General features: G+C 58.3%; 7 protein-coding genes. 4 read left to right on the top strand and 3 right to left on the bottom strand.

Annotation, left to right across the window (positions count from 1 at the left end):
* Positions 1-108: 108 nt before the first annotated feature.
* From JQ558_RS21705 to JQ558_RS21695, 3 genes are all read left to right on the top strand, one after another.
* Complete coding sequence (locus JQ558_RS21705) at positions 109-1,386, top strand: DUF2130 domain-containing protein (protein WP_212294971.1); 1,278 nt, start codon at positions 109-111, stop codon at positions 1,384-1,386.
* A gap of 81 nt (positions 1,387-1,467) precedes the next feature.
* Positions 1,468-5,046, top strand: a complete 3,579-nt coding sequence (locus JQ558_RS21700) for a DEAD/DEAH box helicase (protein ID WP_249142566.1) — start codon at positions 1,468-1,470, stop codon at positions 5,044-5,046.
* Positions 5,043-8,204, top strand: coding sequence for a sacsin N-terminal ATP-binding-like domain-containing protein (locus JQ558_RS21695; RefSeq protein WP_212294969.1), 3,162 nt, complete (start codon positions 5,043-5,045; stop codon positions 8,202-8,204). Before JQ558_RS21700 ends, JQ558_RS21695 begins: the two co-directional genes overlap by 4 nt.
* A 764-nt stretch (positions 8,205-8,968) precedes the next feature.
* Here the strand turns inward: JQ558_RS21695 and JQ558_RS21690 are convergent.
* From JQ558_RS21690 to JQ558_RS21680, 3 genes are all read right to left on the bottom strand, one after another.
* Positions 8,969-9,982: a hypothetical protein gene (locus JQ558_RS21690; protein WP_212294967.1), complete on the bottom strand. Its 1,014-nt coding sequence runs from the start codon at positions 9,980-9,982 to the stop codon at positions 8,969-8,971.
* 228 nt (positions 9,983-10,210) lie between these two features.
* Positions 10,211-10,552, bottom strand: coding sequence for a DUF2958 domain-containing protein (locus tag JQ558_RS21685; protein ID WP_212294966.1), 342 nt, complete (start codon positions 10,550-10,552; stop codon positions 10,211-10,213).
* Positions 10,549-11,571, bottom strand: coding sequence for a PGN_0703 family putative restriction endonuclease (locus JQ558_RS21680; RefSeq protein ID WP_409410562.1), 1,023 nt, complete (start codon positions 11,569-11,571; stop codon positions 10,549-10,551). Before JQ558_RS21680 ends, JQ558_RS21685 begins: the two co-directional genes overlap by 4 nt.
* Here JQ558_RS21680 and JQ558_RS21675 point away from each other — a divergent pair.
* Positions 11,497-11,787 carry a hypothetical protein gene (locus JQ558_RS21675; protein WP_212294962.1) on the top strand — a complete coding sequence of 97 codons (291 nt, stop codon included), beginning with the start codon at positions 11,497-11,499 and terminating at the stop codon, positions 11,785-11,787. The genes JQ558_RS21680 and JQ558_RS21675 overlap by 75 nt on opposite strands.
* Positions 11,788-12,285 lie beyond the last annotated feature (498 nt).

The following is a 12,285-nucleotide window of genomic DNA, read 5'->3' as shown; positions in this document are numbered from 1 at the left end:
ACGCGCGTCCTGATGGAATGCCCCTATACACAGCTACGATTGACATCATAACTATATCCATATAGTTTCTATACCCATGATGGCTGACTGAATTTCATAGGGGCGATTATGAGCGAACCAACAATAACCTGTCCGTCTTGCTCGACCGAGATCAAGCTGACGGAGTCGCTCGCGGCTCCGCTCATCAGGGCGACACGCGAAGAATATGAAGCGAAACTTTCTCGCAAAGAGGCTGACGTTGCCAAGCGCGAGGCCGCCTTGCGAACTGAGCTGGAGCAGATTGAGGAAGCCAGGCGGTCGATTGAGGACCAGGTTGCGGAGAGGCTGAAAGCGGCGCGGGCCGCCATAGCCGCTGAAGAGGCGAAGAGAGCTCAGTCGGCCGCGGCAGCCGATCTCGAATCGAGATCCAGAGAAGTCGCCGACCTCCAGGCTCTACTGGAGCAGCGGAACGCGAAGCTGCAAGAAGCGCAAAAGGCGCAAACGGAATTACTGCGCAAGCAGCGTGAGCTGGATGACGCGAAGCGCGAACTCGATCTCACGGTTGAAAAGCGAGTCCAGGAGTCAGTTAACGACGTCCGGCTGAAGGCAAAGACGGAAGCTGAAGAGGGCCTAAAGCTCAAGGTGGCGGAGAAGGAGCAGCAAATTGCGTCGATGCAACGCCAGATCGATGATCTGAAGCGTAAGGCAGAGCAAGGGTCGCAACAATTGCAGGGCGAAGTCCTAGAGCTCCAACTTGAATCAACGCTTCGATCACACTTCCCGTGGGACACTATCGAGCCGGTCTGCAAGGGAGAATTCGGCGGCGATGTAGTTCAGCGTGTGCATGGACCACTTGGACAAGCCTGCGGATCGATCCTCTGGGAAACCAAGAGAACAAAGAACTGGACGGACGCCTGGCTCGCGAAATTGCGCGCTGACCAGCGCGCTTGCGGCGCCGAGATAGCCATCCTTGTTTCCAGTGCGCTTCCGAAGGAGATCGAGACCTTCGGACCGATCGACGGCATCTGGACCACAGATGTTCAATTCACTATCCCGCTTGCCGTCGCGCTTCGCCAATCGCTAATCGAAATCTCCTGCGTGAGGCACGCTCAGGAAGGGCAGGAGACGAAGATGCAGCTCGTCTACCAGTATCTCACCGGCCCGAAGTTCAAGCATCGCGTTGAAGCCATCGTCGAGAAGTTTTCGGATATGCAGGCCGACCTTGACAGAGAGCGTAAGTCAATGATGCGCCTGTGGGCAAAGCGCGAAGCGCAAATCCATGGTGTCATCGAGTCCACCGTCGGAATGTACGGCGACTTGCAGGGCATAGCAGGTAAGGCCCTTCAGGAGATCGAAGGCCTTCAAGTTCCAGTGCTGGAGGGGAGCGTTCAACAAGACGGCTTCTGAGCCGCCTTGACATACAACGAAGTATTTCGGCGATAGAATGCATTTAGTATTTGAGCCCCGGAACACTGAGGAGGGAACGAGTTGATCGAAGCGATAAGAGCAGCCACTTCCGCGCTGGCTCAATTCCTGGAGCTGAAAATGCCCGCGCTGTCGCCAGACTGGTGGGAAAAGCACGTCGTGGATCGGTTAAGCTTTCAGCAGCAACGCGCCGTCGAGGAGCGCGGATACAGAACGCTGCGTCAGCTCGACTTTGCCGCATTGCTGCGCGTGCTTGACCAGAACTGGTACGAGTTTTCGAACACCATGCGCCTGCCTCGTGAAGGCAGGAGTTGGGTCAGGGAATTGCAGACCGTGCGGAACAAGTGGGCACACTTATCTTCCGAGGCTATGCCGGCGAGCGAGGTGTATCGCGATGCCGACACTCTCCGCCGCTTTCTTGGAATGATCGGCGCGGACCCGGCTTCACTTGATGCCGCCGAGTCGGTCAAGGCAACTGCGCTGGCAGCGATGACTCCGAACCGGAACGCTCAAGCCGCGAAGGCCGCTGACGAAACTTTGCACGCTGCGCCCGGCTCTAAGGACGCCGGTCCGGCTGCCGTTTTATCGGGTTTTAACGTGGGCGACCTCGTCGCCCTGCGTTCAAATCCAAGCCTCCACATGCCGATTCTGGAGGTTATCACCGGCGGACCAGAGTGTCGGTATAGAGTTTTTGAAAACAACACTAAGGCGACCTATTACGAAAGCCAGTTGCAGGCGATTGCGGCGCAGACGGACGAACGCGAAGCGCTTCCTGTGCAAAGCCTGCACGCGCATCTGACCGGCCTGCAAATTCTCTCGCCGTCGACGGCGAATCTCTTCTCGCTGCGGTCCGGCCGGGTGCAGTTTGTACCCTATCAGTACCGGCCGGTTCTCAAACTCATCCGCGCAGATCGGCCTCGCCTGCTGGTTGCCGATGAGGTCGGCGTCGGCAAGACGATCGAGGCGGGACTCATCATCAAGGAACTGCGGGCGCGGATGGACATCAACTCCGTTCTTGTCATCTGCCCCAAGGCGCTGGTCGCCGAACGGAAATGGTATGCCGAGATGAAGCGGTTTGACGAGCATTTCACCGCGCTCGACGGGCCGCTGCTTCGGCATTGCCTGAAGGAAACAGACCTTGAAGGCGAATGGCCCGAACAGTATGCGAAGGCCATACTCCCTTTCTCCCTGTTCGACTCCGACCTCGTTTTAGGCCAGGCCGGACGGGCGAAGAAGAAGGACCTGGGGCTTCTCAACCTCAATCCGCCGCCACAATTCGATCTGGTGATCGTCGATGAGGCGCATCACATCCGGAACAGCGAAACCTTCCTTCACCAAGGCGTGCGGTACTTCTGCGATAACGCCAAGGCGGTCGTGCTGTTGACGGCTACCCCTGTCCAGCTGGGCAGCGAGGACCTTTTCACTCTGCTTAACGTGCTGCGGCCCGATCTGGTGATCGATCACGCCAGCTTTGAGCAGATGGCCGAGCCGAACCGGCATATCAACACAGCCGTCCAGCATTGCCGGATGGCCAAACCGGACTGGCAGCAGGAGGCGCGCAATTGTCTTGCCGAGGTTGCGCAAACCGAATGGGGGCGAATTTTCCTTCGCGAGGCGCCGGCGTTTCAAGCGGCCTACGATAAGCTTCAGGACAGCGGTCTCGGGGATGCGGATCGGGTCACGCTCACTCGTTCCATCGAAGAGCTCTATACCTTTAGCCCTCTCATCAACCGAACACGGCGCCGGGATATAGGCGAGTTCACAACGCGCAAACCGGAAACTGTGACAATCGATTTCACAGCCGAGCAAAGCCGCCTTCATGACGGCTTGCTCGACGTAATCGCGCGCATACTCGGCCGCTGCCACGGGCAGCAGAACGTCAAGTTCATGATGACAACAATTCGCCGGCAGGCAGCAAGCTGTCTGTACGGGCTTGCACCGATGCTCTCCGAAATCCTTGCCGGCAAACTGGACCGCCTCGAAGCGATGGAGGCGAGCGACAGCGATGCCGATATCGACCTCGATTTCATCAGCCAGGTCCGCGAAGATATTGAAGACCTGATCGATCAAGCGCGCAATCTCGATCCCCGCGACGAGAAGGTCGAGGCATTTATCAAGACGCTTACTGAAAAGAGCCGCCTTCCCAATAACAAGGCGCTTGTTTTCAGCACGTTCCGCCACACGCTGCGATACCTTGCCGAGCACACCCAGAAGGCCGGCCTACGCTACGGTCTTGTTCACGGCGATGTCCCCGATGATGAGCGGGCCGATCTGCGCCGTCGCTTCGCCTTGCCGAAGGAAGACAGCGAAGCGCTCGACGTTCTGCTCTCTTCCGAAGTGGGCTGCGAGGGCCTCGACTTCCAGTTCTGCGACTTTCTCGTCAACTACGACCTGCCGTGGAATCCCATGAAGATCGAGCAGAGGATCGGCCGCATCGATCGTTATGGCCAAAAGAGCGAAGCGATCGCGATCATCAACTTTATCACGCCGGGAACGGTCGATGCCGACATCTATCAGCGGTGCCTGTGGCGCATCGGCGTATTTCAGCACGCGGTGGGCGGCAGCGAGGAGATTCTGGGCACAATCACACTGGAACTGCATGACATCGCCGAAAGCTTCACACTGACGCCTGAAGAGCGTGCCCAGCGGCTTCAGCAGCTCGCGGACAACGGTATCCGCCACATCCGCGAGGAGCAGGAGCTCGAATCAAAGCAGTCAGAGCTGTTTGGCCTGAATGTGCCCAGTCAGTCATGGCGGGACGACATCGCAGCCGCAGAGACTTACTGGCTTTCGCCTGCCGCGATTCAGCGCTGCGTCGCGAGCTATCTCGCCGCGCGGGTGGGAGGTGATGGAGACTACGTTCTTGGCGAAAAGCCGCTCAAGACTTTGCGTCTCAATCAGGAGGCGCGAAACAAGCTGCTCGATCACTACAAGCGGTTGCCGCGCTCAATCGACCCGGTTGCGCGCGAGTGGGAGAAATGGCTCAAGGGTGCGCAGCCTTTGTTATCTGTGACCTTCGAGCAGGAAACCGCTGCCGAAAATCCGAAATCCGTTCACTTAACCGTCGTGCATCCGCTGGTCCGCCAGGCTGCGGGCTACCTGGATCTTTCCGAGACCAAGTACTGTGCTCTCACGGCGCAAAGCAATGCACTGAAGCCCGGAATCTATCATTTTGGCCTGTATCGATGGACGAAGCATGGCATCAAGCCGGACGAATCTCTTGTAGCAGTCGCGGACGACCCGCAGCTTGAGACGGCGCTGTTCAACCTGTTGCAGTCCGCAAGCGAGACCGACACAGCGCCGCTGCCGGATGCGGCGGCATGCGATACACTGGATGCACGTCACCACGCGAAGTGGTCCGAAGCCCAAGCCAACCACATGGCGCAGAACCGGGAACTGGCCGACCACCGCGTTCAGAGCCTGACAGCCAGCCATCGCGCGCGCTGCAAGACCATCGAGGATCAGGTTGCTCGGGCGACCAATGAAAAAATCCGTTTGATGAAGGATAGCGAACTGGCGCGCGCCAATGCCGATTTTAACCGCCGTATTGAGGAGCTTAATCTTGCGGCGGGAAGCGGGGACATCCGGACGGCGCCGGTAGTGTTCGGGACGATAACGGTGACGCAGGAAGCCTCAACATGACCGTCATAAAGCAAGCGATGGCGGTTATCGGCCAAGAGCAGGACATCATTGAAGAGGTGCGCCGCGACAGGGAGGACCTTGCGCGGGTTTTGAAGAAGCATACGGGAATTCGGAAGATCGTTGAAGACCTCTATCCGGACAGTGCTCATTTTATTTACGAGCTCCTGCAGAATGCAGAGGATACCGGCGCTACCGACGCCAATTTCATTCTGTCGGACACGAGCCTGATCTTCGAGCACAATGGCCGTCCTTTTGAGAAGAAGGATATTTACGGGATCACCGATATCGGAGAGGGAACGAAGGGCCAAGACGACGACAAAATCGGCCGGTTCGGCGTCGGCTTTAAGGCCGTATTTGCCTACTCTGAAACGCCGCACATCTGGTCGCCCACGTTTTCCTTCAAGATCGAAAACCTGGTGCTGCCGACGGCGATTAAACACAGCCACGATCTCGGGACTAAGACCCGATTCGAGTTTCCCTTCAACAATCCCAAGAAGCCAAAGGAAAAAGCCTATGCTGACGTTGAAGGTGGTCTGCGCAACTTGGCTGAGACTGCCCTTCTTTTTCTGTCCCATTTGCAATCTGTGGGATGGAAGACCGGCGCAGGCGCATCCGGTCAGATTTTGCGTATTCACCATTCCGACAATCACATTGAGGTTCTTAAGGAGAGCAGCGCCGAGGCGACATCCAGCCTGCATTTCCTGAAATTCGAGCGGCCTGTTGCGGGGCTGGAACGACAACGCGCGGCGGTCGCCTTCGCGCTCGACCTCCTGCCGAACGTGCAGCGGTTTGATGAAAAGCTGCTGCTGGCTAAGCAGTTCAGGATCGCCGAGACGCGGGGTGCGGTCGCAGTCTACTTTCCGGCCGAAAAAGAAACGTCAGGCTTGCGCTTTCATATGCACGCGCCTTTCGTGCCTGAACTCAGCCGCGCCAGCATCAAGGACACACCCGCTAATGCGCCGCTGTTCGAGCAGCTTGCCGAACTTACGGCAGCCGCTCTGCATGACATTCGCGATCATGGCCTGCTCACGGCAGAATTCCTTGCTGTGCTACCCAACCGCCATGAGCAGATACCTCCGCGCTATGAAGCTATACGGCAGACCCTCATCGAGGCGATGAACACCAAGCCTCTTACGCCGACGCATGCCAAAGGGCATGGTCCGGCCCAACACCTGCTCCAGGCCAAGGCCTCACTAAAGGACCTCCTTGCCGAGGGAGACATTGAGTATCTGGTCGACTACGACAATGAGCCACCGCGCTGGGCTGTGGCGGCAACGCAGAAGAATACGAACATCGACCGCTTCCTCGGTTCGCTCGCGATAAAGGACTGGGGCATAGAGGAGTTTGTCGAGCTTCTGACGACTAAAGTCGCAGAGGGCACACGCTATCTTTCCCATCCTCCGTACTACGCGTCCGAGCCCGATCAGGACTTCATGGCGTGGCTTGCTTCAAAGCCTGTGGAATGGCACCAGCAGTTATATGCGCTTCTCTACACAGAGCTCGCGCCGGAAGGCGATTTGTATCGCCTCAAGGATTGCCGGATTGTTCGACGCAGCGATGGCGGCTTCAGTACAGGCGACAAATCCTTTTTTTCTAGCGATGGTGTCGAGCACGATGAAGTCCTGCCGCGTGTTGAATCAGCCGTCTATAGCTCGGGTAAGAGCAAGGTGCAGCAGAGCAACGCAAGAAAATTCCTCGAAGAGATCGGCGTTCGTGTTGTCGGCGAGGCCGAGCAGGTCGAGGTCATCCTGAATCAGAGATATACTCAAGAGGCCGAGATTCCGGATGAGAAGACGTACCTAAAGGACCTGAAGCGCTTTATCGCGCTCGTTGAGAAGCAGCCGGAGTGCGCCAAGCTGTTTAACGACCACTACATCTTTGAATGCGATGGCGACCAATGGTGCCAGCCCTCCGAGATCTATCTTGATCAGCCGTTTCTGGACACAGGCTTGAGTGCTTACTACGCAGCCAGGGGGCAAGATGCAAAGCTGTTTGCGCTCGCCGAGCGGTATCAGGATTGTGGCATAACCGCCAAGAGACTTGCGGCATTCGCAAAGGCGGTTGGTGCCGCAACAGAACTAAAGCTCACGCATGTGGCCTGTTACGGAAACCCGGAGTGGCCGTACCTGCGGGCGGTCGGCGGCGAGAGAAGCACTTCACCTATCGACCGCGATTACACAATTGCGGCGCTTGAGGTTTTGCTGACCACGCCATCGCTGGAGCTTTCCAGACTTGTCTGGCGGACCATGTGTTCGCTGCCGGGAGACGGGCGATATTTGGTCGCTACCTACCGCCGGAACGCCAGCTCAGGGTCTCGAAGCGCCAACTCTAAGTTGGTTCATATCTTAAGGCGCAGTGCCTGGGTCCCACAGGATAATGGCTCCTTCGTGCGCCCCGCCGAGGCTTCGCGCGGCCTTCTCCCCAACGGCTTCGCCTTTGATCCGGGCCAAGCCTGGCTCAAGGCAGTCCGGTTTGGTGAGGAGGTAACCAGAAGGTCGGAAGAGCAACGCCAGAAGCAAGCGATCGCGAAGGAGCTCGGCTTTGCGGATAATGAGAGCCTGGAACGCGCAAGGCGCTTTGTCGCTCTGCCGCCTGAAGATCAGGAACGGATTCTGGCTGATCAGGACCGCCGAGTGGCCGTGGAGGTCCCCGACCACGAGCCCGGCAACCCAGTTCGTCGCGCCGAGGGCGTTGCCGCGCAAGCCGCTGAAGCGCCCGAAAGGATTACCGAAAAGCGCACGCGGTCCGTGTCACTTGGGCGCGAAGCAGTCAAGGAAGAGGCCGCTCAGTACCTTTGTCAGCAATACACAAGCGACGGCGACGTGATCTGCCAAGTCTGCAAAGCGCCGATGCCGTTCAAGCTCGATGACGGCACTGCGTACTTCGAGAAAGTTGAGTTCTTGCCAGAACTGAAGAAGCGCCACTACCAGAACTATCTGGCACTCTGTCCCAATCACGCCGCCATGTTCATGGAAGCGAACGGCTCCGCGGAATTTATGCGCGATATGTTCGTTGAGCTATCGGGCAATGAACTTGAAGTCGTCCTCGCTCAGAAGGACGCCACGATTTATTTCACAAAGACCCACATCGCGGACCTAAAGAAGGTCATCGAGGTCGATCAGGCTGAAGATGCTCTACCCAGTCATTCGGATGAGTGATTTAGGCGTCACGTGCATCGCCATGTGGCGCAACCTATTAGGCAGTCGGCGAGGTGTCAACCTGCCGGCCTAGGATCGATAGCGAGACCACGCCATCGGACCTGATTTGGTTCGCCGGTGATGCCGAGACAAATAGTGCATCGGCATCCGCAGTCGCCGCGTACCTTTTTTGAAGCGCTGCTGTCGGGAGCGCAACAAGGCCAGCGTCCGTAGCGCTGAGCGCAAAGTTATATCTCGCCGACTGGAAGGCCACCCCGAGCATGGGAAGCTTGGCAGCCCGACCCGATTGCGCCACCGCATCGGTTGCCCCAAGAAATTCCGTGCGCGCGTGCACCTGACGGCGCATTGGCCTCTCATCGCTGCGCTCCCGGAACCGCCTCCGCCATTCGGTGTCGATCCTTCGCGCAAGGTGAGCGGGGCGGCCGTTGGCTGACTTCTTAGTTTTGGGGACCCGGCAGTGGAAACCCAATGAGACGTCTTATTGATCGAGCTCTCAAGCCACTCCGACGCCCCCGTGGCATGGAGTGACGTGCTTCACCCAAGCCTGTGAAGCAGCCGGCCGTTGTCGGCTGAGAGGGCGATTGTTTCCACACAATGCAAGATCAGATGCTTAGGTCTACCTGCTTGGTACAAAAGGCTGGTACAAATGCTCCTCAGCATGTCTCGTCCGTGGAAGCATCCCGACAACGGTGTTTATTGGTTTCGCAGGGCCGTTCCTGCGGATTTGCGCGCGCTTAGGCTCGCGGCCCTCGTTTAGGGCATCGCTAAGCCAGTTCCTTCACCAACTCCCGTGCCTGCACCGATGGCGGTCCATAGCTCACTAGCCGTACATCCAGGTCGAAGCCCTGTACCTTCTTTACGGCGCGCTTGATGGCAGCGTGAATCCACTCGGGCACGTTGCCGAACGCCCCGCCGCCGAGGGACGTGAGCAGCACAATAGTCGCCGCGCGGCGCCGCGCGTTGATGACTGCCTCAAGCATCGTTGCTTCATAGGCGGCATCGAGCACCAGTTGCGCGAATGCTTCCCAGTGCTGCTGCGGCACACGGCCGTAGGCCACGGGCAGCGCCGAGCAGAAGGCCTGGCTCACTACGGGCCTCGGGGCGTCCGACACATCCGTCACCTCTACATCGCGATGGATGCCGATGCGCAGCTTGCCGGCTAGCGCGTCGGCCCGCTTGGGGCCGATGGCTCGCAGATGGTCCGCGATCAGGTCCAGGCCTTTGCGGGTGCAGAGCGCATACCCGTTGCGGAAGTTCCAGAGATCAGCGACGGGACAGCGGAGCCGGACGCTCAACTCGGCGCCAATGTCTGCGAGGCCATCAAGCTGGCGCGCCGCCGTTTGACCGATCTGGTTGCCCACGGGCACGAAGTAGTTGCGGTAGATCGTCGCCGCCCCCGCTGCCAAGGCGCACGCCGGGCCTTGCGTGCGATCGTGCTCATAGCGCGTCACGCCATCCTCGGGCGTCACGCTGGGTCCGACCATCTCGAGCGCGTTGAACTGGCTGGCAACCTGGAACAGCGCGCCTGCGTACTCTGGCTCCTGGTGCATTTTACGCACGTCGCCGGTAACAATTTGCACGCAAGGTCGGCCGTCGGCGCCAGTGCCACGGGCCACACGGCCGCGCAGGTCGTTGAGTGATGCCCATTCGAACTCGCCAATTCCATAGCTGCGGCCGTTGGCTTTGGAGCGGAGTGTACTGCCGTGCACCTCAAACTGCGCGCGGGTCGAGGCGTACGTGCTTTCTTTGAAGCCGGTGATGCGGGTGAACCAGTCCATTTCTTCTTTGTTGTTGCCTCCCAATTCGTAAACATTCCCTACTACTACAAGGACGCGATCGAGAAATGACCCGGCTTGTTCGCCGCGCTCTACCTTTCGACATTGCTAATCGGTGTCGCTTAGATGGTTCGGGAGATCAATTTCCAAGGATGCGAATCGAGTGAGCGCCCATGCCGGGAAATCAGTGCGCTGCTGTTATCGTTTCGTGGGTGAGTGCATTGCTCGTTGTCAGGCGATGATGCGACCATTAGCACGCGCTTCATCGGCGTAAGCCGAGAGTGGCTTGTCCGCGACGAAATGAAGGTCTCGCTCGACGGGAAGTCCGAGGCGGCCTCGAATTTCCATGATTTCAGTGAGATTGACGTAACCAAGCTCGGGATAGCCGAGGCCCAGGTCGCATAGTCCGAAGAGGCGATCCGGTTCATCCGGATCGCATTCGGTGAGAAGCCAAGTCGCGGCGCCATCAGGCATGAATAGTTTGACCGCAGGCCAATGGTCGATGCCCGAATTGAGCCCATTCACCAGAAGTTCGACGCGGTCGGTGGTCGTCAAGAGGGTGTCGTTTTTCATTCGCACACTCCTCCCTGGACTTTCTGCAGCTTGTTCTTCGTCGTGCCCCTAGCTGCCATCGTTCTGGCTCCTCGAAGCGACACCTTGCTGTCTGTGGACGAAGGCGATGCAAGCGGCTTCGGGACGGTGTGGCTTGAGGGGTTTTCGAGGTATTCGCCCAAGGAGAGATGGTAGACGCGCTCGAAATCAGCATAGCGACCCCACAGGTCACGGGCGGTGTCACCTGCCCCTGCGTCGGCAAGAGCGTCGATGAAGCTTTCCAGCGTAAAGGCGTGGAACTGGACGCGATTGGCGTCTTGGTCGTCGGCACCAATCAGTTCATTCTCGTAAACACGAAAGGCGGCCATGACCCGGCGATTGAGGCGAGGGCCGATGGCGATGAACATGGCCCGTGGGATGAGGCCTTGATCGACGGCGAGCTGGGCCAGCATATGTTCACGCCAGAGCTGCTCCAGCGCCAGCGAACGGAGCATTTGGCTGTCGGGATCGAGGAAGAGGCCGACGGCGCGTGACGCTTCGTCGTAGCGATCCCGCAGCCTGGCCGCGGGTCCAGTCATGTCTTCGGAGTACTTTTGTTCTACGAAGATTGTTCCCTGTTCCCCATCTGGAGTGATGATCTGGATAGCGACGTCGAAGGCAGTGCCATCATTCAGAAAGCGCTCCTGGCGGCGGCCGGGTGAGTGCTCGAAGATGAAACCCGTCACCTGATGGACGAAGCCCGGCAGCAGCTGACGTAAGGCGGCGGTGGCGAGGTTGAGGTCGAGGGCCATGGGCCCGAACAGATTGAAGACCAGCGGCATGGAGCTGAGAGCGTTGCCGAATAGGCGGTCTTCGTCGATGGCGGCGCCTTCCTCCCGCATCAATAGCTCGCGACGAACGAAAGCATGGATTTCCGGGGAAAGGAAATTGAGCCCGGCCCGGGCCGCGTCGCGGCTAAGGTATGAATGAAGCTCCATGGTGATAGCGTCGTCGCCATCGCCGCGAACGTGGTGGCCGGTGGGGATGGCCCGATCTTTCAGCCACAGACATTGAAGAAGGCGGGCGGCGCGGCGGAAACGCGTGTCGATTTCGAAGAAGACGTTATTGCGGCGAAGGAGTTCGTCAGGAACAAGCGGTACGCGCGGGAGGTGAGCGGCGCTGGTGAAGGCAATGGACGACGTTTGCATGAAAATCTCGCAGTGATGATGACACTCGAGATTCGAATGATGGGCACCGATGTTTACCGGCTCGCCTGATTTTCGAACCAATAGTCTTGGCTCGAGAGCACTCATTCAGGCCGAGAGGTAAGTTGGTAAGCAAAAAGAGAGAAGAAAGAAAAGACAAGAGAGACAAGAGAGACAAGAGAGACAAGAGAGACAAGATAGACAAGAGAGACAAGATAGAAGTTGCTGGAAGTCATCAGTTAACAAGGGGGCTAAAGGATATTGCTCATTCACCAGCAAACGGACATCCGCAGGGCCGCTATTTTAGCGTGAGAGGCAGAGCGTTTCGAAGCTGGCTCGATCGACCTGCAAGTTGACGTTGGGCACCTGACCTCGAATCTCTCCCAATGAATTGCTCGTTGCTTGTAACGGGAGTTGCACTTTTCGCCCGATCCCTGCGGAGTCTACATTCTCCGCAACATGAACCTCTCAAGTTCGATAGTCGCCCGCCAGCGTACACTCGCGCGTTTATACGCGAGCGGTTGAACGCGATCTGGCATCCGGAGGCTCCTGTCGCAGGGCGGCAGAGGT

The organism is Bradyrhizobium sp. AUGA SZCCT0160 (assembly GCF_018130105.1).
Taxonomy (GTDB): Bacteria; Pseudomonadota; Alphaproteobacteria; order Rhizobiales; family Xanthobacteraceae; genus Bradyrhizobium.
Note: the sequence above shows the minus strand (reverse complement) of the source record. Positions and strands in the feature narration are given on the sequence as shown.

Excerpts from the sequence above, each read along its gene's own strand:
- JQ558_RS21695 (WP_212294969.1), top strand. The coding sequence starts at position 5,043 with ATGACCGTCATAAAGCAAGCGATGGCGGTTATCGGCCAAGAGCAGGAC.
- JQ558_RS21705 (WP_212294971.1), top strand. The coding sequence starts at position 109 with ATGAGCGAACCAACAATAACCTGTCCGTCTTGCTCGACCGAGATCAAG.
- JQ558_RS21685 (WP_212294966.1), bottom strand. The coding sequence starts at position 10,552 with ATGAAAAACGACACCCTCTTGACGACCACCGACCGCGTCGAACTTCTG.
- JQ558_RS21690 (WP_212294967.1), bottom strand. The coding sequence starts at position 9,982 with ATGGACTGGTTCACCCGCATCACCGGCTTCAAAGAAAGCACGTACGCC.
- JQ558_RS21675 (WP_212294962.1), top strand. The coding sequence starts at position 11,497 with ATGAAGCTCCATGGTGATAGCGTCGTCGCCATCGCCGCGAACGTGGTG.